This window comes from Pseudoduganella rivuli, from assembly GCF_009674485.1.
GTDB classification, from domain to species: domain Bacteria; phylum Pseudomonadota; class Gammaproteobacteria; order Burkholderiales; family Burkholderiaceae_D; genus Rugamonas; species Rugamonas rivuli_B.
In genome coordinates, this window is the sequence record NZ_WKJJ01000006.1 from 81,083 (window position 1) to 106,214 (window position 25,132).

Annotated in this window: 27 protein-coding genes; 7 read left to right on the plus strand and 20 right to left on the minus strand. The window is 63.4% G+C overall.

Annotation, left to right across the window (positions count from 1 at the left end; genetic code table 11):
- Positions 1-31: 31 nt before the first annotated feature.
- Complete coding sequence (locus tag GJ700_RS11000) at positions 32-778, minus strand: Crp/Fnr family transcriptional regulator (protein WP_154373610.1); 747 nt, start codon at positions 776-778, stop codon at positions 32-34.
- A gap of 110 nt (positions 779-888) precedes the next feature.
- Between GJ700_RS11000 and GJ700_RS11005 the strand changes: the two genes are divergently transcribed.
- The 4 genes from GJ700_RS11005 (at position 889) to GJ700_RS11020 (ending at position 2,876) form a co-directional block, all read left to right on the plus strand.
- The gene (locus tag GJ700_RS11005; RefSeq protein WP_154373612.1) at positions 889-1,635 is read left to right on the plus strand and encodes a glycine zipper 2TM domain-containing protein; all 747 of its coding nucleotides are present in this window, start codon (positions 889-891) and stop codon (positions 1,633-1,635) included.
- A gap of 170 nt (positions 1,636-1,805) precedes the next feature.
- Positions 1,806-2,021, plus strand: coding sequence for a hypothetical protein (locus tag GJ700_RS11010; RefSeq protein ID WP_154373615.1), 216 nt, complete (start codon positions 1,806-1,808; stop codon positions 2,019-2,021).
- A 107-nt stretch (positions 2,022-2,128) separates the two neighbouring features.
- The gene (locus GJ700_RS11015; RefSeq protein ID WP_154373617.1) at positions 2,129-2,275 is read left to right on the plus strand and encodes a lmo0937 family membrane protein; all 147 of its coding nucleotides are present in this window, start codon (positions 2,129-2,131) and stop codon (positions 2,273-2,275) included.
- A 46-nt stretch (positions 2,276-2,321) separates the two neighbouring features.
- On the plus strand, positions 2,322-2,876 hold the full coding sequence (locus GJ700_RS11020) for a DUF3617 domain-containing protein (protein WP_154373619.1): 555 nt from the start codon (positions 2,322-2,324) through the stop codon (positions 2,874-2,876).
- A gap of 10 nt (positions 2,877-2,886) precedes the next feature.
- On the opposite strand, the gene GJ700_RS11025 is transcribed toward GJ700_RS11020, so the two are convergent.
- Complete coding sequence (locus tag GJ700_RS11025) at positions 2,887-3,960, minus strand: porin (protein ID WP_154373621.1); 1,074 nt, start codon at positions 3,958-3,960, stop codon at positions 2,887-2,889.
- 150 nt (positions 3,961-4,110) lie between these two features.
- Between GJ700_RS11025 and cls the strand changes: the two genes are divergently transcribed.
- Entirely contained in the window at positions 4,111-5,484 is a 1,374-nt protein-coding gene (cls, locus tag GJ700_RS11030) for a cardiolipin synthase (RefSeq protein WP_154373623.1), read from the plus strand.
- On the opposite strand, the gene GJ700_RS11035 is transcribed toward cls, so the two are convergent.
- The 4 genes from GJ700_RS11035 to GJ700_RS11050 are packed head-to-tail and all read right to left on the minus strand — an operon-like array spanning position 5,472 to position 8,705.
- A complete protein-coding gene (locus tag GJ700_RS11035) occupies positions 5,472-6,293 on the minus strand; it encodes a metallophosphoesterase family protein (RefSeq protein ID WP_154373625.1) in 822 nt (273 codons plus the stop codon). The two genes, cls and GJ700_RS11035, sit on opposite strands and share 13 nt — an antisense overlap.
- Positions 6,294-6,307: 14 nt before the next feature.
- Positions 6,308-7,213 (minus strand): diacylglycerol/lipid kinase family protein, encoded by a 906-nt coding sequence (locus tag GJ700_RS11040; protein ID WP_371867917.1) that lies wholly within the window; start codon positions 7,211-7,213, stop codon positions 6,308-6,310.
- Positions 7,210-7,944: a phosphatase PAP2 family protein gene (locus GJ700_RS11045; protein WP_229506928.1), complete on the minus strand. Its 735-nt coding sequence runs from the start codon at positions 7,942-7,944 to the stop codon at positions 7,210-7,212. Before GJ700_RS11045 ends, GJ700_RS11040 begins: the two co-directional genes overlap by 4 nt.
- A gap of 5 nt (positions 7,945-7,949) precedes the next feature.
- Entirely contained in the window at positions 7,950-8,705 is a 756-nt protein-coding gene (locus GJ700_RS11050) for a catalase family protein (protein WP_154373627.1), read from the minus strand.
- 201 nt (positions 8,706-8,906) lie between these two features.
- On the opposite strand from GJ700_RS11050, the gene GJ700_RS11055 reads away from it, so the two are divergent.
- A complete protein-coding gene (locus GJ700_RS11055; protein ID WP_154373629.1) occupies positions 8,907-9,137 on the plus strand; it encodes a hypothetical protein in 231 nt (76 codons plus the stop codon).
- A 15-nt stretch (positions 9,138-9,152) separates the two neighbouring features.
- Here the strand turns inward: GJ700_RS11055 and GJ700_RS11060 are convergent, their stop codons facing one another.
- Positions 9,153-10,061 (minus strand): LysR family transcriptional regulator, encoded by a 909-nt coding sequence (locus GJ700_RS11060; protein ID WP_154373631.1) that lies wholly within the window; start codon positions 10,059-10,061, stop codon positions 9,153-9,155.
- Between the two features lie 103 nt (positions 10,062-10,164).
- Here GJ700_RS11060 and GJ700_RS11065 point away from each other — a divergent pair, with 103 nt between their 5' ends.
- Entirely contained in the window at positions 10,165-11,178 is a 1,014-nt protein-coding gene (locus tag GJ700_RS11065) for a zinc-binding alcohol dehydrogenase family protein (RefSeq protein WP_154373633.1), read from the plus strand.
- Positions 11,179-11,187: 9 nt separating this feature from the next.
- On the opposite strand, the gene GJ700_RS11070 is transcribed toward GJ700_RS11065, so the two are convergent.
- The 13 genes from GJ700_RS11070 to GJ700_RS11130 all read right to left on the minus strand — a co-directional run bounded on the left by GJ700_RS11070 (position 11,188) and on the right by GJ700_RS11130 (position 24,987).
- Positions 11,188-11,754 carry a hypothetical protein gene (locus GJ700_RS11070; protein WP_154373635.1) on the minus strand — a complete coding sequence of 189 codons (567 nt, stop codon included), beginning with the start codon at positions 11,752-11,754 and terminating at the stop codon, positions 11,188-11,190.
- 89 nt (positions 11,755-11,843) lie between these two features.
- Positions 11,844-12,269, minus strand: coding sequence for a lysozyme (locus tag GJ700_RS11075; protein WP_195763860.1), 426 nt, complete (start codon positions 12,267-12,269; stop codon positions 11,844-11,846).
- Positions 12,270-12,289: 20 nt separating this feature from the next.
- Positions 12,290-12,766, minus strand: a complete 477-nt coding sequence (locus GJ700_RS11080) for a hypothetical protein (protein WP_154373639.1) — start codon at positions 12,764-12,766, stop codon at positions 12,290-12,292.
- Complete coding sequence (locus GJ700_RS11085; RefSeq protein ID WP_154373641.1) at positions 12,763-13,029, minus strand: hypothetical protein; 267 nt, start codon at positions 13,027-13,029, stop codon at positions 12,763-12,765. Before GJ700_RS11085 ends, GJ700_RS11080 begins: the two co-directional genes overlap by 4 nt.
- On the minus strand, positions 13,029-13,391 hold the full coding sequence (locus GJ700_RS11090; protein WP_154373643.1) for a hypothetical protein: 363 nt from the start codon (positions 13,389-13,391) through the stop codon (positions 13,029-13,031). The genes GJ700_RS11085 and GJ700_RS11090 overlap by 1 nt, the downstream gene beginning before the upstream one ends.
- 24 nt (positions 13,392-13,415) lie before the next feature.
- Entirely contained in the window at positions 13,416-14,459 is a 1,044-nt protein-coding gene (locus GJ700_RS11095; protein ID WP_154373645.1) for a phage late control D family protein, read from the minus strand.
- Between the two features lie 8 nt (positions 14,460-14,467).
- Complete coding sequence (locus GJ700_RS11100; RefSeq protein ID WP_154373647.1) at positions 14,468-14,674, minus strand: tail protein X; 207 nt, start codon at positions 14,672-14,674, stop codon at positions 14,468-14,470.
- Positions 14,649-15,563: a phage tail protein gene (locus GJ700_RS11105; protein WP_154373649.1), complete on the minus strand. Its 915-nt coding sequence runs from the start codon at positions 15,561-15,563 to the stop codon at positions 14,649-14,651. The genes GJ700_RS11100 and GJ700_RS11105 overlap by 26 nt, the downstream gene beginning before the upstream one ends.
- Positions 15,560-17,701 (minus strand): hypothetical protein, encoded by a 2,142-nt coding sequence (locus GJ700_RS11110; protein ID WP_154373651.1) that lies wholly within the window; start codon positions 17,699-17,701, stop codon positions 15,560-15,562. Before GJ700_RS11110 ends, GJ700_RS11105 begins: the two co-directional genes overlap by 4 nt.
- An 89-nt stretch (positions 17,702-17,790) precedes the next feature.
- Positions 17,791-18,129 carry a phage tail assembly protein gene (locus tag GJ700_RS11115; protein WP_154373653.1) on the minus strand — a complete coding sequence of 113 codons (339 nt, stop codon included), beginning with the start codon at positions 18,127-18,129 and terminating at the stop codon, positions 17,791-17,793.
- A 72-nt stretch (positions 18,130-18,201) separates the two neighbouring features.
- Positions 18,202-18,705 (minus strand): phage major tail tube protein, encoded by a 504-nt coding sequence (locus GJ700_RS11120; protein WP_154373655.1) that lies wholly within the window; start codon positions 18,703-18,705, stop codon positions 18,202-18,204.
- A 34-nt stretch (positions 18,706-18,739) separates the two neighbouring features.
- Complete coding sequence (locus GJ700_RS11125) at positions 18,740-19,909, minus strand: phage tail sheath subtilisin-like domain-containing protein (protein WP_154373656.1); 1,170 nt, start codon at positions 19,907-19,909, stop codon at positions 18,740-18,742.
- Positions 19,910-19,977: 68 nt separating this feature from the next.
- The gene (locus GJ700_RS11130) at positions 19,978-24,987 is read right to left on the minus strand and encodes a beta strand repeat-containing protein (RefSeq protein WP_195763861.1); all 5,010 of its coding nucleotides are present in this window, start codon (positions 24,985-24,987) and stop codon (positions 19,978-19,980) included.
- Positions 24,988-25,132 lie beyond the last annotated feature (145 nt).

Sequence of the window (25,132 nt, forward strand, 5' to 3'; positions counted from 1 at the left end):
GCAACGGCGGGCTTTTTTTACGTGGATGGCGTTACAGGAACACGTTGCCCATGCCGATGCTGCCCGTATCCTTGACCATTTCATAGCAGCGGCACGACACCGCTTCCAGTCCGGCGGAATCGAGGATTTCGATATTGCCCCGGCTGTACATGATGAGCCCCTGCTGCTGCAGCGCGCTGGCGGCCTTGGTCACGCCCACGCGCCGCACACCCAGCGCATGCGCGAGGAATTCATGGGTCAGGTGGAATTTTTCCGATTGCAGGCGGTCGCGCGTGATCAGCAGCGAGCGGGCCAGCCGCGCCTCCAGCACGTGGAAGCGGCTGCACACGGCAATCTGGATCGCCTGCGCCAGCAACGTATCGGTGTAGCGGTACAGCAGTTGGCGCAGCGATTCCATGTGCGCGAACTCCTTGCAAAAGTCCGCCGCGTGGATGCGCGTGGCGCCACCGGCACGCTGCACCACGGCGCGCACTTGCGCCAATTGGTGGCCCAGCGCCACGGACGAACCGATCATGCCTTCGCGCCCGACCGAACCGACTTCCAGCGTCATGCGCCCTTCCGCCACGGCCAGCAGCGAAATCAGGCTATCGGTGGGGAAATAGATGTATTCGATGGCTTGGCCGGGCTCGTACAGCACGTCGCCCATTTCCATGTGAACACCGTCGCACATGCTTTCCAGGTGCAGAAAATCGTCTTCCGGCAAGCTGGCCAGCAAGCGGTTGCCCGCCGCATGGGGCGGCAACTGGCTTCCGGGATGGTGGGCATAGGTAAGGTTCATGGCTCCAGAGCGTAAAGGCAGGTCATACCCATGTATGTACGGTGACGCACGGAACCGCGCGGCCCGCTGCGGGACAATGCAGGCACCAAGTAACTGTTGAGGATATAACGATGAATACCAATAACTCCCGCCACACCCACCCGATGCTGCTTGCCGCAGCCGTGGCAGTGGTGCTGTTCTGCACCTTCGGCATTGCCGCCATCCTGGGCTGGCTGCCTTCGCGTAACAGCGACAGCGCCACCCAGGCCACCGCGCCCGCCTATTCCGTGGGCGATTCCGGCGCCGCCGCCGCGTATGGCACTCCTGGCGGCGCCTCGGGCACCAGCAGCGGCGTGTCGTCGTATGGCGCCACCGGCTCGGGCACTGCGGCGCTGACGTCCACGCCGCAATCCAACTATGCGGCCGGACCGGCGCCCGCGCGCGATTATACCCCCGCACGCAATACCGGCAATACCGCGGTACGGGACACCTATGACACCGCGCCCGCCTACAAGACGGCCCAGGCCCCGGCAGCGCCGGCGGTCTGCTCCAGCTGCGGCGTGGTGGAAAGCATTCACCAGCAAACCCACCGCGCCCAGGGCAGCGGCCTGGGCGCCGGTGCGGGCGCCGTGGTGGGCGGCTTGCTCGGCCACCAGATCGGCGGCGGTACGGGGCGCCAGCTGGCCACGGTAGCCGGTGCGGTTGGCGGCGCTGTAGTAGGCAACCAGGTCGAGGGCAATGCCCGCGCCACGCACACCTATGTGATCACGGTGCGCATGGATAACGGCAAGGTCCGCACCTTCCACCAGAGCGCACAACCCGGCTGGCGTCCGGGCGACCATGTGCGGGTCGTCAATGGCGCGCTGCGCTCGGATTGATTCGGCTGCACTGTCATCAGCCCCGGTCGTCACCGGGGCTTTTTTATGTCGTTCGCACGAGAAAATGTTGCATTTTTGTACTGTCAAGCCGGACTGTGTGATACCGCACAGAGCCCGATCACAGCCGGCCATGACAATCAATCGAATCAAACTCATCAGTGGAGAACGCCATGGAAAAGCTGTTGTGGGCCTGGACCATCCTTGTCGGCTTGATACTGGCCCGGCTGGGATATAACGAAGTGGCGATGCAGGAAACGTCATCGCCGGAGATCACCGCCACCTTGCTGCTGACGGGCGGCCTGCTCACAGGGCTGGTAGGCGCCACCGGCCTGTGCGGCCTGCTGGGATGGCTGGCGCCATCGTCCGGCGAGCACGGCGGCAAATGATGCGGTGTCGACACGCGATGCGCACTGTACGGCAACGTACAGATGCCGGCGGCAGTGACACAGATAATGAAATCTCCAGATAACCAAAGAGTCGAGAGGACATTATCATGCTTTATACCATCGCTGTCGTATTGCTCATCCTGTGGCTGCTGGGGGTCGTAACGTCGTACACGATCGGCGGCTTTATTCACGTGCTGCTGGTGGTCGCGATCATCATGGTGCTGCTGCGCCTGATCAGCGGACGAGGCATATAGTGCCGCACAAGTGTATGCTGGCAACTTCTCACCAGAAGGAGTTGCCATGATCCGCACCCCGCTTCTGGCCGCCATCACCGCGGCCGCCACCTTCTCCCTCCCTTTGACCACCCACGCCGCGGACACCATGCGTCCCGGCCTGTGGGAAATCACCAGCAAAATTTCCTCCGGCAACAGCCAGGCCGCGGCAGCCATGGCGGAAGCGCAAAAGCAGATGGCGGCCATGTCGCCGGAGCAGCGCAAGATGATGGAATCCATGATGGCCAAGCATGGTGTCGGCATGGCCATGAATGGCGACGGCAGCGTCAAGGTCACATATTGCGTGACCAAGGAAATGGCGGAACGCCGCGAAATCCCCGCCGGCCAGCAAGGTAAATGCACCAGCACCTCGACGCCGACCGCCACCGGCATGAACGTCAGCTTCACGTGCGCCAATCCGCCATCGAGCGGCAACGGCCAGGTGACCTTGCATGGCGATACCGCCTACAGCACGACGATGAATGTCACCAGTTCGGCACGGGGCAAACCGGAAACCATGACGGTCGACGGGTCGGGACGGTGGCTGTCCGCCGATTGCGGCGCCAAGACCCCTGCCAAATAATCAGACATCATCAGAAAGAGTGGCGCAAGCCGATCGACAGCGCGCGGTTGCCGCTGCCCCGCTCGGATGCATTGCCGACCGTATAGCGGGCGCCGTTGCGGTTGTCGATCTTGCCGTAAGCCGCATACACGCTGGTGCGCTTCGACAGCGCATAGGCCACGCCGGCTGCCACCTGGGTGGCATCGCGGTTGGCCAGCGAGCGGTCATCCTTGTGGATATACGACAGCATGAACGTGGCATTGCCGTAGGGGATGGAAATACCGGCGATCAAATCGCGGCTGCGGTCGGTAAACCATGGCACCACCATCGTGCCATACGGCGCCACGGGGTCGTAGGGCGCGCTGCCGAAGCCGCGGTTGACGCCATAGCCGGCATAGATCGTCGCGTGCTTCAGCACCATGTTGGCGGCAATTAAGGTGTTGCGCGATGAATAGTCGACCAGCGGCACCACGCCCGTCGCGTCGGACAGGTTGTAGCGGCGCTGGTGCGCGATGCGCAGCGTGAAGGGGGCCTGTTCGAAGCCGATCACGGCGCCGTAGGCACGGTTGAACTTGTTGCTGAACGGCGATTCGCCGTAGCTGTAAATGGCGCCCGCGCTCCAGCCATTGACGGTGGGCGTCACATACTTGACGGTGTTATCGAAGCGCCGCGCGGCCGACCCGGCAATATTGCTGGCCGCCCCCGCCATGCCGCCGTGGAATGGGTCGGCCACGCCGGCCAGCGCTTCATATTGCAAGCTGTACTGGCGCCCCAGGGTCAGTACGCCCCAGCGGCTGTCCAGGCCGATGAAGGCCTGCCGTCCGAATAATTTATCCGCGTCGCCCGTGCCGTTATCTACGTGAACGCCGGCTTCAACGCGGTACACGGCAGCCACGTCGCTGTTCAATCGTTCGCGTCCGGCAATGCCCACGTGCGACTCCGTGGCAATGCCGCTCGCCACCCGCGTCTTGGGGCAAGCCACGGTGCAGCCCCGTTCCGCCACCACACCGGCATCGAGCGTGCCGTAAATGTTGACGCCCGGCTGGTCTTGCGCCATAGCCGGCAGCGGCAACAGCAAAACGATGATCCAGGGCGAGGTCTTCATGATGTCTCAGATTACCTCTGCCGCAGAACCGATTCTGTGCGCGCGCACACACTGGTGAACTGTATCAACCATGCGCCATTCATGGCTGTGTTACCCCACAATAAGCCCACGATGTGCTTAGACAACGACAGGGTGATCCACTTGAAAAATATGCGCTTACGCTGCTGGCTCGCTGTGCTGACCACGTGCTGGTCGTTGCTGGCGTGCGCGTCCCTGCCTCCGGTCGTTCCCGATGCCGTGGCGCCCGCCTCCGCGCCGAAAATCGAAACCGGCAATGGGAAAATACCGGCGCCCGCCGCCGTGTCGCTGTTGAAAAAAAGGTGGGCCAAGGGCGCGCTGGATTTGACGCAGCAAGCCGCGCTGGAGGAAGCGGCCACCGGTGTGCCGCTGATTGCGGGCAACAAGGTGGACTTGCTGTTCGACGGGCCGCAAACCATGAAAGCCATGATGGCCGCGATTGCCCAGGCCAAAAACCACATCAATTTCGAAACATATATCTTCGACCAGGATGAACTGGGCGAACAGTTCGCCAACCTGTTGCTGGACAAGCAGCGCCAGGGCGTCATCGTCAACATTATTTACGACAGCGTCGGCACCATCGGCGTGCCGCAAGCGTTCTTCGACCGCATGCGCGCCGGCGGCATCCGGCTGGTCGCGTTCAATCCCGTCAACCCCGCCAAAGTGCGGGGCAACGGCTGGAAGGTCAACAACCGCGACCACCGCAAAATCCTGATCGTCGATGGCAAGATCGCCTTTACCGGAGGCATCAACATCAGCGACACCTATGCGAAGAGTTCGCCCTTCCGTTCGAAGAACCGTTCCACCGACCAATCCCAGCTCGGCTGGCGCGATACCCATGTGCGCATCGAAGGCCCCGCCGCCGCCGCCTTCCAGTGGCTGTTCATCCAGGCATGGACCAACCAGGATGCCGACGACTTGCGCGATGCCGACTACTTCCCCAAGCTGTCCCCCGTGGGCGACCGCATCGTGCGCGTGCTGGGCAGCAAGCCGGGCGGCCGGTTTGAAATTTACAAGGCTTACCTGCTGGCGATGCAGGAAGCCAAAAAATCCATCCACATCACGATGGCGTATTTTGTCCCCGACCAGCAAACCATCACCGCGCTGAAAGATGCCGTGAAACGGGGCGTCGACGTGCGCATCGTGCTGCCCAGCATTTCAGACAGCGGCCTGGTGTTCCATGCCGGCCGCGCGCTGTACGACGACCTGCTGGCGTCAGGCGTGAAAATCCATGAATTGAAACTGTCGGTGCTGCACGCGAAAACCGCCGTCATCGATGGCGTCTGGTCCACCGTCGGGTCCACCAACCTCGATACCCGCAGCTTCCTGCACAACAGCGAAGTCAGCGTGGTGGTCATGGGCGCCGGCTTTGGCGATGAACTGGAGCGCGCCTTCCAGGAAGACTTGCGCAATTCCACGGAAATCACGCTCGACGCCTGGCGTGCGCGGCCGTGGAGCATGCGCTTCAAGGAGTGGACGGCGAAAATATGGGATTACTGGCTGTGACCGCAGTGCTCGGCCTTCCACGCATCGCCGCGGCGGCAAAACGTGTCCGCCCCCGCCGGTACGAAATCCGCGCCATCCCAGCGGTAGCGCCCCACTTCGACCCGGTCCTGTTCGATGCGCAGCACGTTGAATGAATTTTCTTCGCCCCGCGTGCGGGTCGACGTGGCGGTGCCGGCCTGCACTGCCAGCGCCGCATAGCCGGTGATCGGATAGCGCTCATCGCTACTGCCCGCATGACTGGTGTGCACATGTCCCGCCAGCAAGACATCGACGCCGCATTCGGCAAATGCCTGCATCGCCATCGGTGCGCGGTCGACCAGCTCATCCGGGTCGAAATGTTCCGGCAAATCAAACGGATGGTGCGTCACGACGATCCGTACCCGCGGTCCGGGCAATTCCTCAAAGCGCTGTTTCAGCAGCGCCACCTGTTCATGGTTGATGCGGCCATCCTTGATGGTCAGCGAGCGGGCCGTGTTCAGCCCCAGCACGACGATTTCGTCGTCGACATACACGGGCGCCAGGTCGTCCGTCACATGGCGCTTGTATTTATCCAATGGCGTGAAAAAACGCGCGGCGATATTAAACATGGGGATGTCATGGTTGCCGGGCACGATGATTTGCGGCCCCGGCAACGTATCGAGCCAGGCCCGCGCTTCCTGGAACTGGTGGCTGCGGGCGCGCTGCGTCAAGTCGCCCGACACCACGACGACATGGGGCGCCAGCCGTTCGACGCAGGCGCGCAGCGGCGCCAGCAGCGCCGCATCGATGCGTCCGAAATGCAAGTCCGATAAATGCACCAGCGTCCGCATAATCCCTCCCTGGTTCAACGCGGCACGATGACGGTCAGCGCGCCGGGCCGGATACGGTAGATCAGCGGCGGTTGCATGACGGTGACTTCGCCATCGGTCGCCACCCGCAAGCGTGATTTCCGCGTTTCAATGGTCAGTTCGCGCGCCGCCGCCACATCGAAGTCACGCTGCTCGGCCAGGCGCCCCATCAGCGCATGCCAAGCGAGCCGGACCAGTCCCCACCGCGTTGGCCGCTGCGCCACATACAGGCTCAACTGGCCGCCATCGAGCCGCTCCCGCTCGCCGATATTCAAGCCCTGCATCTGGTACGCATTGTTGCCGATGAAAACAAACGGTGTGCGGCGCGCATGGGCCACGCCATCGACTTCGAGCCGCACACTGAGGAAAGGATAGCGCTTCAGCGCGGCCAGCGCCGCCCAGCTGAACGCCAGCCATTTGCCCCGGCCCAGGCGGCGCTGCTGGCGTTCGCGGTCGCGCACGATGTCGGGATACAGTCCCAGGCTGGAATTATTGAGGAAGATGCGGCCATTGACCTCGCCCACGTCGACCCGTACCGGCTGGCCGTGCGCCAGGTTGGCAATGGCGCCATCGAGGTCGAGGGGAATGTGCAAATCCTTCGCGAAGTGGTTCAGCGTCCCCAGCGGCAGCACGCCAAACGCCACCTCCTGGCCGGCGCCGGCCTCGGCCAGCACGGACGCCACGGCATTGATGGTGCCATCCCCGCCGCCGGCCGCCACCATGTGCACCCCGCGCGCCAGCGCGGCCTTCGCCGCCTCGATCAATTCCGTCCCGCTGTGCGCCAGGGTGATGTCGGCCAGCATGCCGTGGGCGGCAAATTTCTCATGCAATTGCTGAGACAATTCCCCGCAATAACCAAGACCGGCGCCGGCATTGACGATGACGGCAACCGGCGTGTTCACAGCGCCCGCCCCTCGCGCCGGCGGCGCCACGTGGAGACGCCCGTGATGCAAACGGCCAGCCAGCCCACCCCTTCGAGGATCGCGCCGGCGATATCGGTGGGATAGTGCGCGCCCAGGTAGATGCGGCTGCACCCCACCAGCAACACCATCAGTACGGCCCCCGCCACCGCCAGGACACGGGTACGCTGCCGCGCGGCCGTCATCACCACATAGGACGCCAGCACGCCATAGAACAGCGTGGCGGACGACGTGTGCCCGCTGGGAAAACTGTAGGTCGGCAAACTCACGATGGGATCCTCGAACACAGGCCGCGCGCGCTGATAAAGGTGTTTCACCAGCACGTTCAGCAACATGCCGCCTGGCACCGACAACAGCAGCGCCAGCAGCCAATAGCACGCGTGGCGGCGCCACAGCCGCCACGCCAGCGCGCCAGTCAATACCACGATGCCGGCCACGCTGTGCGCATGGGTCAGCACCAGCATTGCCGATGTCAGCGGTTCGCGCGCATGGGCGTGCAGCCACTGTGACACGCGCGCATCGAACGCGGCCAGGCCGTCCAGTTGCACGACATCGTCCGCCAGTCCGGCAAACAACACCGTTGCCGTCACCAACAGCACCACGCCCGCTGTCAGGTGCAATCCGAACTCCGTATCAGGAGCAAGGCGGGCTTCGATAAAGCGCACGATCCTGCTGGATGCGCGGCGGGAGGAACGGTCAGGCAAGTCGGTCAAGGCGGTCAGTTGGGCGCGGGATAGGCCAAGGCGTTATAGGGTTCCGCCATGTTACCCGCACCGAACGCGCCCCGGAAGCGCGCCGACGCGCCATAGCCGTCGCGCAGCGCGCGCATGATGGTGCCCATCGGACGATGCCCTTCCACGCATTGCCATGGACTGAACGTGACGGCATGCGCCGCCGCGCGCGCCAGCGTCGTGCTCCACGCCGGTTGCGGGCGGGCCACGATGCGCGCCACCGTCACATAGCTGCCGGGGTCTTCCAGCCAGCCGAACGCCCCCTCTTCCAGGCACACGCGCAATTCCCATTCCGCCCCGTGGCGCGCGAAATGCTCGACGAACGCGTCGCGCAAGCCTTGCGGCCCTTCCTTGCGGCGCGGCGCCTGGCCGCGCGACACGGAGACCGCGCACAGTTGCGCGACATGGTCGCCGTAATGTATGCGCGCCTGGCTGAAGTAGGTTTCGCCCAGCAGGCGCCGGTCCGGCGCGCCGCCCATGACGAAATCCTGCTGCGCCGTGCGTCCGCCGTCCGGCACCGTGACTTTCACGGCCATGCCGCGCACCAGCGGCGCCGACGACAGCCGCACGAGGGCAGGGAACGTGGCGGGCTGGCTGAAAATGCCCTGCGCCAGCGCGCGCGGCAAGCTGTCCAGCACACGCATTTCCGCATGCAGCAAGCCGTGGCTGGCAAATTCCTCGGATGCTTCCGATGGGTTCAACTGGGGGGTCAACTGTGCATTCAACTGTGTAATGTCGCTCATGATGGATTCCTTTTCATGCGCGATTGTCGTCGCAAGCTCCCCCCGCCGTCGGTATGCCAGCGCACATAAGAGCTGTGTAAAAAACAACAAATGTCAAAATTTACTGATTTTTCATACAGTCCTGTGTTTTCATACAGTGGTTGTGATACAGTGTTATCCATTGCAGCACACAAACAACCACCTCACTACGAAGGAACAGCGATGACTTCCCTGAATAGCAGCTTCGGCTCCCGTTTTGGCCTGGAATATGCCCCGACGTCTTTCCTGGCGCGCTTTGGCCGCCGCGAGGTGCTGGTATGCCGTGACTTCCGCAAGCGTTTCTATGCCGTGAACCCGCTGATCGAATGCGATACGGGTGTGCAGCCAGGCCACGTTGAAATCCTGCTGCTGCGCCGCTGGCTGCTGATCCTGTCCAAGGCATCGATGCACTGATCCACCCGTTCCCGGCTAGAGCTGCTGATACTGTTCGCGCAAAAAGTCACGCAACAGTAAAACAGTCGGCGTCACTTGCGCCCGGTGCATGCACACCAGGTGCAGTGGCGTGGCTTCTCCCAGCCATTCCGGCAACAGGATTTGCAAACGGCCGTGGCGCAAGTCATCGGCCAGGTCCATCCGCGATTTGTAGACGATGCCCTGCCCCGCCACGGCCCAGCGCCGCACCAGGTCGGCATCGTCGGCGCAGCGGTTGCCGGTCACTTGCACAGTGACCGGCTTGCCATCCCCGCCGCCCTCCGGCGGATAAAACGTCCAGCGGTTGTGGACCACGTCGTCCAGCACGTAGCACAGGCAGTTGTGGCGGGCCAGTTCCGCCAGCGACGCGGGCTTGCCATGCTTGCGCACATAGTCGGGCGATGCCGCCAGCGCGCGCCGGTTGTCCGGCGCGATCGGCATGGCCACCATGCTGGAATCGTCCTGGCGACCGTAACGCAGCGCCAGGTCCACCGGCTGGCGGAACATGTCGGCCTGGCGGTCGCTGACGCTGAGCTGGTATTGCACATCCGGATAGCGGGCCTGGAATTTATCGAGCCAGTACAGCAAGGTATTGCGTCCCAGGTCCGACGGCATGGCGATCCTTAACAGGCCGCCCGGCGTATCCTGCCGCTGCACCAGCTTGTCATGCCCTTCCTTTAATTGCCTCAGCGCTTCGCGCGCATGCAGCAGGTATTGCGCGCCCTCGTCCGTCAGGCGCAGCGAACGCGTGGTGCGCACAAACAGCCGCAAGCCCAGCGCCTGTTCCAGCCGTTTCAACGCGGCGGAGGCCAGCGCGGGCGACATTTCCAGCGTGCGGGCGGCAGCCGACAAACTCCCTTCGTCGGCTGTCCGCACAAACACCGTCAAATCATCGAGTCGCAGCAATTTTCAAAATTCCTTTGAAAGTGTTTCGTTACAGGCAGTCTTTTTCTTCACTTCGAAATAAATGATGATACTCCCATCGCAAACACCTCTACAGGAGTCCTTCATGAAAGCCATCGCCTACCACGCCAGCCTGCCGATCGATCACGCCGACGCGCTGGTCGATATCGAATTGCCTGTCCCCCAGGTCAGCGGCCGCGATTTGCTGGTCGAAGTCAAAGCCGTGTCCGTCAACCCGGTCGACACGAAAATCCGCCGCAATGTGGCGCCGGCCGACGGCCAGGCCAAAGTGCTGGGCTGGGATGCGGCCGGGATCGTCAAGGCAGTGGGTCCGGACGTGACCTTGTTCAAAGTGGGCGACGAAGTGTGGTACGCGGGCGACCTGACCCGCCCAGGCACCAACAGTGAATTGCACCTGGTCGATGAACGCATCGTCGGCCGCAAACCGGCCAGCCTGGACTTCGGCAAGGCCGCCGCCCTGCCACTGACGGCCATCACCGCGTGGGAAATGCTGTTCGACCGCCTGCAGGTGCCGCGCACACCGGAACAGCGCGGCGAAGCCATCCTCGTGATCGGCGCCGCGGGCGGCGTCGGTTCCATCCTGGTGCAACTGGCGCGCAAGCTGACGGGCCTGACGGTGATCGGCACCGCGTCGCGCGCCGATACCGCCGCGTGGGTGGAACAATTGGGCGCCCATCACGTGATCGACCACAGCAAACCGCTGAATGAAGAAATCAAGCGCCTGGGCTTGCCTCCGGTGAAATACGTGGCGGCGCTGACGCACACGGACCACCACTTTGCCGCCATCGCGGACCTGATCGCGCCGCAAGGCAAACTGGTATTGATTGACGATCCGGAAGCGCTGGACGTGCGCGCGCTGAAACTCAAAAGCGTATCGCTGCACTGGGAAATGATGTTCACCCGCTCGATGTTCAAAACCGACGACATGGCGCAACAGCATGCATTGCTGAACGACGTGGCCGCGCTGGTCGACAGCGGCGTCGTAAAAACCACGCTGGGCGAACGGTTTGGCGCCATCAATGCCGCCAACCTGAAACGCGCGCATGCGCTGATTGAAAGCAACCGCGCCAAAGGCAAGATCGTGCTGGAAGGTTTTTAATCGGTTGCTTCAGGCGGGATCCGGCGTGGCGCCGGATCCATAGTCCGCTCCGCCCCGGGGTTCGGGGTCACGACCGCTGTCATGCAATGCACGCAGCAAGGTCAACGCCCGTGCATCGTGTTCATGCAGCATGGCCTGCAACGCGGAGGCCGTGTCATAGGATTGGTCGAGCAAGGCGACGAAATTTTCCTGCAGGCGCATCAAGCGTCGCGAACTGTAGCCGACGCCGCCAAACAGCCGCGTGACATCGATGCAGATGTCGCGCAAGTCCGCCAGCGAACGCTTGGTGGCTTCGATATCGTCGCGCATGGCCATGCCGACGTCGACCAGTTCGATTTCCGCCCCGTCGCGCGTGCAGCGCCGCTGCATGGAATCGTGCCAAGCCTGGATGCGGCCGCCGATGCGGCGGATGCGCACGATTTTCGATTCCATTTCCCAGCAATATTGCAGCGAAAAAAGCCAGTACGGCAGCCGCGCCAACGCGGCCGGCAAGCCTGCGGCGGCAAGGCGCTGTTCCAGCCGCCGCAATTTCAGCAGCCGGTCCCAGATCGTCAGGTTGACGGGATGCGGGCGCATGGAAAATCCCCCATGGATTCGACGTTTCCAGTATAGCCGCCATGCCGCGCTCCGGAGCACAGTCTGCTTGCCAGTGTGCGGTATACCACTCAGCAGTGGGCGCCGGCCGACAGAAACAAAGTCCTTTCCGCCGCGCGGCGGCGCGCCAGTCCCGCCACCTTGCGGCCGCCGGCCTTATCCCACAGCAGGAAACTGTTGGCCGCATCGTGCACCTTGCCCGCCATGACGTGGCGGCAGACGGAACTGCAGCCAAACGCACCTGCGCCGATGTTGTACGCCAGAGACACGCAAGCGGCGACACGCTGCGGCGGCGCTTCACGCAGCGCCGGGCAACGCTGCAATACTGCCAGCAGGAATTGCGCCACGCGCACGCGCAGCGCGGCGTCGGCCTGTTCCTGCGTCCACACCAGCCCCGGCCGCACACCGGCCGTCTCCCCCCAGCCGATGGTCCAGATACCGGCCACGTCCTGGTATGCCCGCAACCGGCACCCTTCGAATCCGGCGATCGTTGCCATCGATAATGCCAGCGCATCCATCATTTCACCTTGTCGAATACGCGGCCGACAAACCAGAACGCGAGGATGCCGGACAGGATGGCGCGGTCCTCACTGTCATACAGGCGCACGACCGCATCCCAGCCACCGATGCCGCTGTGGACCGCCACCGCATACATGGCGGCCTTGGCCACGCCATACAGCAACAGCACGTAATACGTGGCCAGCGGGCGCACCAGGAAATTCAGCGCATCGACCCGGCGCAAGCCCAGCGGCTGCATTTGCCCTTGCAGCGCGATTTTTTGCGCATCGAGCAGAGCCAGCACCTGGTCCACGCTGCCCTGGTATTCCACCAGCGCCTGACGACTCGCCGCGCGCGTCTGCTCCAGCTGGAATTGCCGGTCCAGCATGGCCAGTTCGTGCGCGTGGTCGGTCCTCTTATTCAAATACCCGAACAGCTCGGGCAGCAGGCGCAGCAAGCCGCCGCCGAGCATCGACAACAACGACAACATCATCATTTTTCTCCTTCATCGGACGCCGTGGCGTAATCGCGCCACAGCACATACCAGGCCAGCGCCGCCAGCAGCAGCGCATCGCCATACGTGGGCGCGGGAACGCGCCCGAACAGGGGGCCGAGCACGATGTCGACCGCCCCCGTCGTCAACAACAGCCATGCCACGCGCGTGGTGGGCGCGGTATGCCGTCCCATCCGGTTGATGGCGACAAACAAGCCGCGGCACAGGATCAGCAGCGCTGCCGCAAAATAAACCGACAGCAGCATCACGCACCTCCCACCAGCGAACGCAGGCGCTTCAATCCCGCTGGAATCAGCGCCTGCGACGCGATCCCCAGCGCAGCGCCGCCGGCCAGGCGCAAGAAGTCGCCCAGCGATTGCAGCCACGGAAAATAATGCAGCGCGGCCGCCGCGATCACGGGCGCAAAAAAACCCGCCAGCAGTGCGGAGCCCGCCACTGTGCCGGCGATCTTCAGCGCCGGCATCGGCGGCAGGTAAGACAGCGACACCAGGCCGCCGAAAAAGCCGGCCAGCAAGGCGTCGTATTGCACGCCGAAAACGGAGCCGCTCAGCGTGATGGTGCCTGCGGCGATGGCGATCGACGCAGTGGAACTTGCCGGTTCTGCCATACATTCTCCTTTCATCAATCAGTATTAATGGGATGGCGGCGCAGCCGCCAGCGCAGACCCGGCCTTGCCGCCCCGTGCCGTCCCCGATTTGCCGCCATTGCCGGCGTTGACGGTCACCAGCATCTGCCACGACTTGCCGGCAAACGTGTGCTCGACGGCGCCGACCAGGTATTCGCCATTCAATCCCTCCCTGAAATCCTTCAGCACCAGCCGCCGTTCCGCGCCAATGGCGGGGTCGCCCGGCATGTCCAATTGGCCGCTGGCGGTGCCCCGGTTCAGCGCCGCCAATCCCGCATCGGCCGCAGCCTGCGCCGCCGCCGCATCGGTATGAGGATGGCGGTCCGCAAGCTCGGCGCCGCCCTGCGTTGCGCCGGCGTTCACAGCGCGCGCCTGCGTCTGCTTGCCGGTGGCATGGTCGTGGCTGTACGTATTCACGGCCGATACCAGGGCGCGGTCCGCAAACGTGAAGCTGTAGCGCGACAGCATGCCGGGCGTCACTTCGATCACCGGCAAGTCTTCGCCGCTGGCGGACTTGCCCGCGCCGCGCGGCAGCACCAGCAACTTGTTGTCCTTGACGGCGGCGGTGGCGCCATACAGCCGCGCCAGCCGCGTGATAAAGCTCACATCGCTTTCACGCAACTGGTCGGCGCGCGCCACCTGCGCCTGCACGCGGCACACGGGAATCCACCCATGGCGCCGCGCGATACGGTCGGTGATGTTTTCCAGCGTGGTGTTTTCAAACGCCTGGTCGCGCTGGCTTTTCGCGTCCTTGCGCAAGTCCGCGCTTTTACCGCGCACGGTCATGGTCATCGGCGAACTCTCCATGACGACTTCGTCGATCCGGTACAGGCCGAGGAAATGCAGATCGCTGTCCATCCGCCCCAGCGATATCCGCAGCATCGCGCCCTTGGGTGGCAACGCGACCTTGCCGTCGCGGTCGTCGATCTTCAGCTCGCACGTGTCGGCGGCCAGCCCGGGCTTGTCGGTCAGCCGCAGAAAGACCAGCCGGTCGTTCAGCAGCGGCGTGATGTCGACGCCATCCGCCTCGATGTGGAATCGTGCCCGCATGGTTCCCCTCACGTCCAAAGCTGGATGGTGTGCGCCTGCCGCGGCGCCAGGTCCGGCAGCGTGATCAGCACGCCGGCAGCGAATGGCTGCGGCAACGCCGCCAGTCCTGGGTTGGCGCCGTACACGGCTTCCACCACGCCCTGCAAGTGGCCGTAATGCGCGTGGCACAGCGTGTCGAGCATGTCGCCGTCACAGCTTCTGATAATCGTCGCCATAGCGTTTGAACTCCAGTGTGTAGGTTTGTTTGCGCGCATGGCCGCCTGCGATCAGGTAGCTGCGCTCTTCCGTCAGGCTGGTCATGTACCAGCGGCCCAGCAATTCGCCGGACCCCGTCGACAATTGCAGCGGCTTCAAGGCCAGGCCCAGTTTGCGCAACAGCGCCAGTTCATCGGCGCCGGCGTTTCCCTTTCCCAAGGTCATGCGGTGAGACAGGTAGACGGCGCCGCTGAGCGTCAGCGTTTCCGAACCCTGGCCGACCGCTTGCGCCGCATCGGGCCGTCCCAGGCGCGGCACGCTGTCGATGCCGAACGCGGTTTGCCGCCGCAACAAGTCGAATGCCGTGGCGGACAATCCGAAGTAAAAGCCATCGCCTGCCGGCGGCATCAAGACCAGCAAATGCCTGGTCGCCTCCGTCGCCCCCGCCAGCCGGGGCACCGCCGGCGTCAGTTGCGACGACGGTTTCACCTCGGCCACGGCGGCAGGCGTAGCGGGCTGCCCCGCCGTGCCGAAAACACCCAGCTTCCTGCCCAGCCCCGCCACCGATGCCTGCAGGCGTTCACCCGCGTCCTTGATCGCGGCAATGCCACTGGCGGCGAACCGGTCGGCAGCGGCGGACAGCACGCCCGTGCCGCGCTTGACCGCCGCCGCTTCCGCCGCAGGCAGCACGTGGTTCCATGCTGCCGATGCGGACGCGGCCAGTTTACCGGCGCGGTCGATATGGCCGGCGGCCGTACCGATCCATTGCGCAGCCTTCAGCGCCTGCCCGTTGACCTGCTTTTCCAGCCCGCCCGCTTTTTGCTTCAACGCCGCCTCGGCCTGCCGCACCCGCTCGGCCGCTTTGGCCGCCTCGCCAGTCGCCTGGCGGATCCAGCTGTCTATGCTCATGTTGCGATTCCTCCCGCAGTCAGGGGTGCATCAAACAGCGACGAACGCTGTTGCTGGCCCTGGAATTGATCGAATAATTGCCGCAGGTACGGCATCAGTTCTTCGGCGATGCGGCGCGGTTCGCGCACGTCGCCCTGGACGGTGACGGTGATGTTGGGATTGAAGTGCAGTTGCGGCGCGGGCTGCGGCATGGCAGGGGCGCAAGGCTGGCACTTGCCCGGAGCACCAGCTGGCGCCAGTTGCTGAGAGGAGATTGCGTTAGCCTGCGGCATGGACTCCCTGGCGGCGGCCGTAGCGGATACGCCCCCGACGCCGTGCCGCGTTGCATCAACGGTCACCGCTGTCGCCGCCAGTGCGGCTCCGGGCAAGACTGCCGACAGCCTGGCCGCGGCCGTGGGCTGTGAAGGGGCTCCCGCCGCCTTTGCCGGCGTATTTCCCGGAACAGCGGCAACCGCCGAAGCTGGCGGCGCTACTACGCCCGGTGAGGCTTTCCCGGCCCGTTTCTTTTCCTCTGCCTTTGCCTCTTCTTCGGACGTGCCAAACATCTGATACAGCGCATGTCCAGCAGCGGCACCGCCGGCAATGCCGATCCCCGGGACCAGCACGCCGCCGATCACGGCGCCGGCCGCCATCGCGAGGCCCATTTTGATGCCCCGCTTGCGCTCCGCCTCCGAGTTCCCCCGCAACACGGCATCGGCCGCCTGATACGTGCCCCAGGCAGCGCCGATCAGCGACGCCCCCCGTACCAACAAGCCGGCGCGGGACACCGCTGTCCGCGCAAGCGCTCTTCCCGGCATCCTGCTCGCCAGGCTCCTGGCCCGCGCCGCCAAACCACGCTCCCGGGCAGGAATCTCGGTTCCCATTCCAGGAGGTCGTTGCAACTGCTGCGGCATCTGCGCATTACGCGGCTGCCCGCGTGCCGCGGCCCGCGATGCGGCCGCTGTGCGCCGCGCCTTCCGGCCCTTGCCGCCACCGGGATCCAAGCCCAATCCCGCACCGCCCGGCCAGTTCGTGACCAGCACCGGCTGCGGAGATCCCGCAGCCCCCGCGGCCATTCCGCCAGCGGCTTTGCCATTGCCAAACAAGCCCTTGCCAGCCGATACGACGCCGGATGCCATGCTCCTTGCCGCCATCGCCGCCAGAACGGTACCCACGACCGTCACCGCAACCGCACCCACCTTGACTGCCGCTGGATTTTCCGTGGCCAGCGCCCCCGCGCTCACGGCAAGGTCCTTGAGCGCCCCGGCCGCGGCGTCGGTGGCCGGTTTCAATACATTGCCCACCTCCACCGACGCGTCGCGGACAGCGTCCCCTGTTTGCTGCCACTTCGCACCGGACAGCCCGCGCTGTGCCCGCTGGTCGCGGTTCAGCATGTCGTCATCGACGGTCTCGATACCGTCTTTCAGGTCGGACTCATTCTTGACCTTGGCAATGGCCCGCTGTCTCGCAGCGGCACTCCCATTGCCCAACGACTTTTGCAAATCCTGGTGAATATGGCTGGCGGCGGAACTGGCGCTGCCATATCGATCCATGCCTTTATGCAGCATGGCAAGCGCCCGCTGGGCCGCATTGGTGTCGGTGTAGCCGATGAACTTCAAGTCATCCAGCAGCACCTGCACAGCCTTGACCAGTTCGGTGCCCTCGACACCGTTATCCTTGCTAAATGCCGCCAGGCGCGACAGCGCGACCGGCATTGCCTTGGCGTCGACGCCGAAGTCCTTGTTCAGCCGCGCCACCAGCGCGGCCGACGCGCCCGCATCGGCTTTCTGCCCTACCGCGAATTTCGCCATCACGGGAGCAAGCGCCAGCGCATCGGCATACTTCAAATCGCCAAGCATTTGTCCGATGGCGGGGCCCAGCACATTACGGTCCAGGCCCTCCTGCTGCGCCACCTTCGAGATTTCCCCCGCCACCGTGCGTTCTAGCGCCTCATCCACCTCTGCTACCCGCCCCGTGGCAACCTGCGCTTGCCTCAGCCGTAATACGGCAATATCCCGGATGATGGCCTGGTAGGTGGCGGCATTCGTTTCCGCCTTTGCAAAAATGCTGCCGATGGCGGCGGGGCCGCCATCCTTCAGCGTCGTACCAAGCTCGATCCGGTCCTTGCCATTTGCCACCAGTTCGTCATTACCCGCCATCTGCGTGTCCTCCTTCCTCACCCCGTTCCAGCCACCACAACATGTCTTCCAGCGTCATGCGGTCAATTTCCGATGGCTGGAACGCGTACTCAGTCGCCAACCGCTGCGCCAGACTGCGCACCTGCTGCGGCGTCAGGCGCAGCATCGGAAACCAGCCGAAAGTACGCTTCCTGGATGCGGTTGTAGTCGGTCAGTTTCAGCTGTTCGAGATCGGCCGGCGCCACCTGCATCAAGCTGGCGAACAGCGCCAACTCGCGCTCTTCCACATCGTTCGGATGCAGGCGCTGCGCGGCGCGCATGTCGCGCACCGTGGGCGCGCGCAGCACGGCCTGGTTGGATTTGACGCCGTTGAACGATTCAGGGCGCGACAGCGTGACCGTCACCGCGTCCGTACCGGGACGCAGCCATTGCGGAACATTTTTTTCCATATCAGTCTTTCAAAAAAAAACGCCCGGCGCTGTGGCCGGGCGTGGAGTCAATCAGTGAAGATGCGGAATGAATCAGGCGCCCAGCGCGGCGCGCACATCCGCCAGCTGGTCCTTGCCGTCGACGAAGCGGATGCCGGCCACCGGATCGATTTCAAACACGGTGGCGCCATCGACTTCCAGCTTGTAATAGCTGCAGTTGACGGTGTATTTGGTTTCGCCCTTTTCGCCGGTTTTCCAGTCGCCCATGTCGACGTCATACAGCGTGCCGCTGAACGTGGCCACGGCCGCCACCACGGCGCCTTTCTGGTCGCGGAACGCGCCTCGGAACGTGCCCTTGAACGCGGAAGCATCGGACAGGCCGAAATGCTTCAGCACGTCCTTGGCCACGCCCGCCATCGAGAACGCGGCGTCCATCGCTTCCAGGCCGACGTCCATCTTGACCGGGGCGTCCATGCCGCCGGCACGGTAGTCTTCGGTTTTGACTTTCAGCTTCGGCAGGGTCAGTTGGGTGGCGACACCGGCGTAGCTGGTGCCGTCGACGAACAGGTTGAAGTTGTACAGGGTTTGCGGAATCATATTTTCTCTCCTAATGGTCAGGGGTGTTCAGTGATCAGTTGGCGGTGTCCAGCACTTCGGTGACCCACTGGTTGGTCACTTCGACGCGGAAGTTCGGGTTTTCAGCCGGCGGCACATCGGTGAAGCGGATGTTCCAGTACACCTTGCCCTGCTCCAGCTGGCTGGCCGAGTTCAGTTCAGGGTCGGCATACACTTCGAAATTGATGATGCAGCCTGCATTGCGCAGGTCGCGCATGAAGGCGTTCAGACCTTCGGTCACGTCTTTCACGTAGGTGCGCGTGATGCCGCGGTCCACCGCCCATTTGTGCGCATACAGGATCGCGTCCATCACCATGTCGGTGGTGCGCACGCGGGTCACGAACGCCCATTTGGGGTCGGCCGACAAGGTGCGGTTGCCCCACAGGCGGAAGCCGCCATCGCGGATAATGGTGGCGACCTTGGCCTGGTTCAGCAGGTTGGCGCGGCAGGTTTCATCGCCGTCGAGGAATTCCACCGGGCGTTTGGTGCCGGTGACGCCCACCATTTCCTTGTTCGATGGCGAGACCCAGAAGCCATACTCGGCATCGGTCCATGCGAACAGGCCGGCCGTGGCGGCCGACGCCGGCGCATCGATGTCCGCGCTGGTGGCGGAGTCCCACAGGCGCACACCCGGATCGACCAGGTACAGGCGCTTGCTGCCGAAGTGCTGCGCATGGGCGACGGCGGCATCGTCGGTGGTGTTGGGGCCGTCGATGATGGCAATGGCGCGCAGCTTGCCCGCCAGGCCGTCCATTTCCGTGGCCACCGCCTGCGTGGCCGAATGGCCCGGCGCCACCAGCAGGCGCGGATGCAGGCCCAGTACCGACTTGGCGTCGAGCAGCGCCTGCAGGCCGGTACGGGCGCCCTGCGCGGTCACGCCGCCAATCACGGCGGTCGCCTGCGCCGCCGCATCGGCCGCCTTGGCCACGCCGACAGCGGCCACCACGGCGCTGGTGCGGGCATAGATGGCGCGCAGCGATTTATACATCGCGCTGTCGGCGCCGAACGCCGCCGCGGCCTCACGCAGCGACGTGATTTTCACCGGCGTGTTGGGCGCGGCCAAGCCGGCGGCCGGCGTGTAGCTGTCCACCAGGCCGATCACCGAGCTCGATGGGGTGGCAATGGCGCGCGGGCCGGTGTCGACCAGGGTAACGGTGACGCCGTGGAAGAAAGAGGTTGCTGGCATGTGTTGCTCCTTTTAGAAATAAAAAAACCCGCTCGGGGCGGGTTGAAAGAAATTCGTTATATACAAAATTACTGCGCGACCTCAACTAAAGAAACGATAGGACTGGCCATGCCCTGTGTCCGGGTATTACCTTTTGAGGTCATGAACGCGTGAGACTGCGAAAACTGTGTCATCGTCGTGCCATTCACCACATGGCCCCGGGGGAACATGGAACATACCTTGCCATTCTTCTTGATCGACGTGGTCGTGTCACAATAGCTGGTGCCATATTGCGTCCGCCCGAAGGCGGCAGGTTCCCGCTCCGTCACGTAGGTAAAGGAAAAAGCATTGCCATCAAAGTTCATCCTGCAGCGTGATGTATTGGATGCTATGCCGATAAGGATATGGCATCCATTCCCGGTAGGATTAATTGGAGTGCTATTGCCATCCAATTCCTGTACGGTTCCCATCGTCAGCGTCCCATTGGACTCCACCATAGAGGAAACATAGGCACCCCAGGTACCTTGCGGCCGCCATACCCAGGCCCTGGTTGCGTCATAAGGGAAGATGCGAGCCATCGCACCGCCACCCAAATCGCGTTTTGCACCTTGCGTCACGTTCACACCGGCATCGACAGTCAGCACCAATGCGATCGTGGTGGTGTTTATGCCGTAATTTAAAATGAACTTGTTGGTACCCGGAAGTTGAACCAATCCTGAATAGGTAGCACCGCCCGCGTCTGAGTGGCTGACGTAAAGAATACCGACCGCAATATTCGTTCCGGATACAGCCATGGTTCGAACATTTAGATAGCCGTTGACCGTGTAAACAGGGACCGCAATACATCTGGTGGAATCGATCTGCAGCCAACTTGATAAGCCCAAACCTGCCTGATGCGCCGCGTCTGAAACAAGTATTACCCCGGAACCAATCGATATTGTGCTACCTGAAATGTTCAGTGCCCATGCAGTGGTGGAGTAAATGCCATTGTTAGAATTAGAAACCCCAGCTACCAAGACGACAGACGAGGAGTTTAAGACCATAGTCTGCACGTCCGTATAAACGCTTTCATTACTGCCTAACGCCAGAGTCGCGATTGCGCCCACACTCACAGCAGTCCCGGAGAGCGTCACGATGCACGCGCTGATCGCATACGATGGCCAAGTCTTCCACGTTAACAAAGCCGTCGTTGCAGACAATTTCTTTATAACAGGATTGCCTCCGGCAGCATTATTAAAAACCATCACCGGAGCGCCAAAAGACAGCGAAGTACGAGAAAATGCTGTGACAAAAACATCACCAGCTAGTTGGCTTCCGCTGTTTTGGGAACTGCTCAGCATCAAGGACGTATTGGCGTCCATTACAAGCACTTGCCCTGCTGCCTGATGGCCGTTTGGGTAGCTGACGGGACCTGACATTAATGCACCGGCCTCCGCCCCCTGCACGACATATCCCCACTCCCCTGCCACCGTCGCATTGCCTTGCAAATCAAAAACAGCACTGGACAGCGGTTCAAGAACGCAAATCAACACCCCTGCGGCATTCCGAACGCCATACTGGAATTCGTTACTCTGGTTGTACACCGACAAGACACCGCATCCCTTCACGCAAGTGTTCGCCGCAGGTAAAGTCACTGCCTGCATCGGTGCAACCGGCGTGGCCGTCAGCACACCCAGCGTATCCACTGTCAGTGTCACGCTGGCGTTTGCAGTAACGCCTCCTGCTCCCAGCGAAACCGACACCACAGGCGTGCCATTGGCCCTGCTGTACACCACGCAACGCACCACATTGCCGGGATACCCCCTGAAAATCGCAAAATCACCAGCAGCAGCGGTGATATTCGCCGCACCAGGCAGTACCAGCGAGGCGCTGTGCGCCAGGACAGCAGCGCCGCCAAACCGCACGGTACGTTCCGCCCCGCTATTCAGCGCTATTGCGGAAATCGTGGCAGCGCCCGTAACGTCGACCACGTTACCGGTCGCCGCCTGCAGATTCACTGTCGCAGCGCTGGCGATATCCGCACCCTTGGCTTCATCGATCGGACCGGTGAGTACACCACCATTGGTGGAAAGTGCATCGCTGACGCCGAGCGTCGCCACGGTGGTCGGCTTACCAGTGATGGATGTCCAGGCCGGCGGTGCAATCGCTACCGAAGTTGCGCCTGTTAATCGACCTTGCGCATCGACTGTAATCGCGGCAACCGCCGTTGACGAACCATAAGAACCCTGCGTGACCGATGTATTGGCCAGCCCCACCGTCGGATTCCCATTGACGCCATCGCCATTGGTCACCGTGATGCCCGTCCCCTGCACCAGCGACCGAACGGTACGCTGGCCGGCGGCGGTGCGGGCAATCAGCCCGGTACCTGACAAGCCCGCTTCCGCATTCAATTCCGCCGACGCCGGCTGCGCATCCGTAATGCCATAACCGCTCAATGTGGTCGGTTTGGACGTCACGGCGCTCCATGCCGGCGGCGTGACCGCTGTACTGGTCAGCGCCGTGACACGGCCTGTCGCGTCAATGGTCACCACCGGCACTGTCGTGCCATTGCCGATCGGCCCCGTTGCAGTGACGATGCTGGACAACGCCACCGTCGGGTTTCCCAGCACGCCATCGCCATTGGTGACCGTGATGCCATTGCCTTGCGCCAGCGACCGCACGGCACGGGTCCCGGCAGCGGTGCGGGCAATCAGGCCGGTGCCCGTCAAACCGGCTTCGGCGTTCAGTTCAGTCGATGCCGGCTGCGCATCGGTAATGCCATAGCCAGCGAGCGTGGTTGGTTTGGACGTGACGGCAGTCCATGCCGGCGGCGTCACCGGTGTACTGGTCAGCGCCGTCACGCGCCCCGTCGCATCGATGGTCACCACCGGCACCGTCGTGCCCGTGCCGACCGGGCCGGTAGCGGAAACGATGTTGGCCAGTCCAATCGTATTGCCCGATTTTTGCAGCCCCGTGCCGGCAGTCACCTGCCCCAATCCATTGAACTGCACAAACGTCAGCGCCGTCGTGCCAACAGAAATGGCGCCATTGTTCGCCAGCACCCAGCCCGAGTTGTCGTTGACCGTCCCCTCTTCCACGAACACATAGGCGCCGGCCGACAGCTTCGTGCCGTCGTTGGCGTTCTGCGAACGCTGCCAGGAGCCGGCCGCGGCGTCATAGATGCCATTCAGCGCCCCGGTAGTCTGGTCTTTCACCAGCACGCGGTCGCCGGCCACCAGCGTCACGCCGTCAATCGTCAGCAGGCCGGCCAGCGTGACAAGGTTCCCCGTCGTGGCGACGCGCACCGACGGCTTGATGTCCAGCCCCGTGATGAAGTTGTCGACCTGGGTCTTGGTGTAGACATCGGTGATGCCGGACTGCGCCAGCGTGGTCGGTTTGTTTTGCAGCGTGTTCCAGTCACCGACTGGCGCCACCTCGGTCACGCCGGTCACGCGGCCCTGCGCATCCACCGCCACAGAGGGAATCAGTGTCGCTGAACCATAGGTACGAGCGCTCACACCGGTATTGTTCAACGCCAGCGTATTACCGCTCTTTTGCAGCCCCGTACCGGCCGTCACCTGGCCCAGCCCGTTGAATTGCGTGAATGCCAGCGCCGTCGTGTTCAGGGTGATGGGGCCATTGGTCGCCAGCACCCAGCCGGAATTGTCGTTGACCGCTCCCTCCTCGACGAACACGTACATGCCCGGTGTCACCTTGGCGCTGTTATCCGCATCGCCGGCCCGGTTCCAGCTGCCAAGCGTGTTGGCGATGTAGATGCCGTTCTGTACGGCGGACACCTGGTCTTTCACCAGCACACGGTCGCCGGTGGCCACGTTCACGCCATCGACGGTTTTCGAGCCGGTCAACGCGCCCAGGTCGGCCGTGGTCGCCAGGCGCACGGATGCCTTCATATCCAGTCCGGACACCAGGTTTTCAACTTCCGTCTTGGTGTATGCATCGAGGATGCCATAGCCGCCAAGCGAATTCGGTTTGCCGGTCAAGTTGGTGAACGCATGCAAATGGCTGTCGTCCAGCACACTGACCGGCAATGTCACGTTGGCGTTGCCATCGAAATCAACGAAACCGGTGGCGTCGCCGGACAGGGTGATGGTGCGCGACGTCTGCAAGCGCGTCGCCGTATCGACGTTGCCGGACAACTGGCCGCTGGTGGAAATCGTCACCGCATTGCCCGCGTCATCGAACGACAGCGCCACGTTCGCGCCAGCCTTGATGTTGAGCCGCTCATTGGTTGCCACCGTCATCTTTTGCATGGTGCCGTCGCCGATCGCCAGCGTATGCGTATGGCTGGCCGGCGCCGCATCGCGGTTGGTGATGCTGCTCCAGTCCGGCGTGATGGTTACCGGTGTCACACTGGTCAACTGTCCCTGCGCATTGACCGTGACGCGCGCCACCTGCGTGGCCGAGCCATAGGCGCCGGCCGCCACCGTCGTATCGGCCAGCGCCATCACATTGCCGCTCTTTTGCAGCCCGGTGCCGGCGCTCACCTGTCCCAACCCGTTGAACTGGACGAAGCTCAGCGCCGTCGTGCCGACATTGATGGCGCCGTTGGTTGCCAGCACCCAGCCGGAGTTGTCGTTCACAACGCCTTCTTCGACAAACACATACATGCCCGGCGAAACCTTGGCGCCCGTGTTCGCATCGTCGGTACGGGCCCAGGCGCCGGCCTCCTTGACCACGTATATGCCGTTCTGCTCGGCCAAACCCTGGTCTTTCACCAGCACCCGGTTGCCTTCAACCAGCGCCACACCGTCCACAGTGCGCGGGCCGGACAACGTCACCGCCGCGGTCGTGGCCGCGCGCACCGACGCCTTCATGTCCAGCCCCGTCACCAGGTTGTCGATTTCCGACTTGGTGTAGGCATCCTGGATGCCATAGCCGCCCAGCGAATTGGGTTTGCCGGTCAGGTTGCCGAACGCATGCGTATGGCTGTCATTGGCCACCGTCACGGGAATGGTGACATTGGCGCTGCCGTCAAAGGACACCGAACCGCTGGCCGCGCCCGACAGCGACACGGTGCGCGCGGTTTTCAGCTTGTCGGCGGTGGCCGCGTTGCCCGTCACATTGGCCGGCAGCGCGGCATTCGCATCGAGCTTGAGCACCTTGCCCGCCTGCGCGGTGGTGACGGTATCGGTAATCACGCCATCGACCAGCTGTTTCGCGGCCGTCGCAATGGCGGTGGCCTGGAAGACGTCGCCATCGATGGCCGCGACGGCATCCCGCACGCGGGCCACGTCAAAGCCCAGG

What these genes read in the sequence shown, in the direction of transcription:
- GJ700_RS11110 (WP_154373651.1), bottom strand. Translation starts at nt 17,701, where the DNA reads ATGGCGGGTAATGACGAACTGGTGGCAAATGGCAAGGACCGGATCGAG.
- GJ700_RS11120 (WP_154373655.1), bottom strand. Translation starts at nt 18,705, where the DNA reads ATGATTCCGCAAACCCTGTACAACTTCAACCTGTTCGTCGACGGCACC.
- GJ700_RS11055 (WP_154373629.1), top strand. Translation starts at nt 8,907, where the DNA reads ATGACTTCCCTGAATAGCAGCTTCGGCTCCCGTTTTGGCCTGGAATAT.
- GJ700_RS11070 (WP_154373635.1), bottom strand. Translation starts at nt 11,754, where the DNA reads ATGCGCCCGCATCCCGTCAACCTGACGATCTGGGACCGGCTGCTGAAA.
- GJ700_RS11025 (WP_154373621.1), bottom strand. Translation starts at nt 3,960, where the DNA reads ATGAAGACCTCGCCCTGGATCATCGTTTTGCTGTTGCCGCTGCCGGCT.
- GJ700_RS11105 (WP_154373649.1), bottom strand. Translation starts at nt 15,563, where the DNA reads ATGAGCATAGACAGCTGGATCCGCCAGGCGACTGGCGAGGCGGCCAAA.
- GJ700_RS11090 (WP_154373643.1), bottom strand. Translation starts at nt 13,391, where the DNA reads ATGGCAGAACCGGCAAGTTCCACTGCGTCGATCGCCATCGCCGCAGGC.
- GJ700_RS11005 (WP_154373612.1), top strand. Translation starts at nt 889, where the DNA reads ATGAATACCAATAACTCCCGCCACACCCACCCGATGCTGCTTGCCGCA.
- GJ700_RS11020 (WP_154373619.1), top strand. Translation starts at nt 2,322, where the DNA reads ATGATCCGCACCCCGCTTCTGGCCGCCATCACCGCGGCCGCCACCTTC.
- GJ700_RS11000 (WP_154373610.1), bottom strand. Translation starts at nt 778, where the DNA reads ATGAACCTTACCTATGCCCACCATCCCGGAAGCCAGTTGCCGCCCCAT.
- GJ700_RS11075 (WP_195763860.1), bottom strand. Translation starts at nt 12,269, where the DNA reads ATGGCAACGATCGCCGGATTCGAAGGGTGCCGGTTGCGGGCATACCAG.
- GJ700_RS11080 (WP_154373639.1), bottom strand. Translation starts at nt 12,766, where the DNA reads ATGATGATGTTGTCGTTGTTGTCGATGCTCGGCGGCGGCTTGCTGCGC.
- GJ700_RS11010 (WP_154373615.1), top strand. Translation starts at nt 1,806, where the DNA reads ATGGAAAAGCTGTTGTGGGCCTGGACCATCCTTGTCGGCTTGATACTG.
- GJ700_RS11085 (WP_154373641.1), bottom strand. Translation starts at nt 13,029, where the DNA reads ATGCTGCTGTCGGTTTATTTTGCGGCAGCGCTGCTGATCCTGTGCCGC.
- GJ700_RS11065 (WP_154373633.1), top strand. Translation starts at nt 10,165, where the DNA reads ATGAAAGCCATCGCCTACCACGCCAGCCTGCCGATCGATCACGCCGAC.
- GJ700_RS11115 (WP_154373653.1), bottom strand. Translation starts at nt 18,129, where the DNA reads ATGGAAAAAAATGTTCCGCAATGGCTGCGTCCCGGTACGGACGCGGTG.
- GJ700_RS11100 (WP_154373647.1), bottom strand. Translation starts at nt 14,674, where the DNA reads ATGGCGACGATTATCAGAAGCTGTGACGGCGACATGCTCGACACGCTG.
- GJ700_RS11015 (WP_154373617.1), top strand. Translation starts at nt 2,129, where the DNA reads ATGCTTTATACCATCGCTGTCGTATTGCTCATCCTGTGGCTGCTGGGG.
- cls (WP_154373623.1), top strand. Translation starts at nt 4,111, where the DNA reads ATGCGCTTACGCTGCTGGCTCGCTGTGCTGACCACGTGCTGGTCGTTG.
- GJ700_RS11095 (WP_154373645.1), bottom strand. Translation starts at nt 14,459, where the DNA reads ATGCGGGCACGATTCCACATCGAGGCGGATGGCGTCGACATCACGCCG.
- GJ700_RS11050 (WP_154373627.1), bottom strand. Translation starts at nt 8,705, where the DNA reads ATGAGCGACATTACACAGTTGAATGCACAGTTGACCCCCCAGTTGAAC.
- GJ700_RS11035 (WP_154373625.1), bottom strand. Translation starts at nt 6,293, where the DNA reads ATGCGGACGCTGGTGCATTTATCGGACTTGCATTTCGGACGCATCGAT.
- GJ700_RS11125 (WP_154373656.1), bottom strand. Translation starts at nt 19,909, where the DNA reads ATGCCAGCAACCTCTTTCTTCCACGGCGTCACCGTTACCCTGGTCGAC.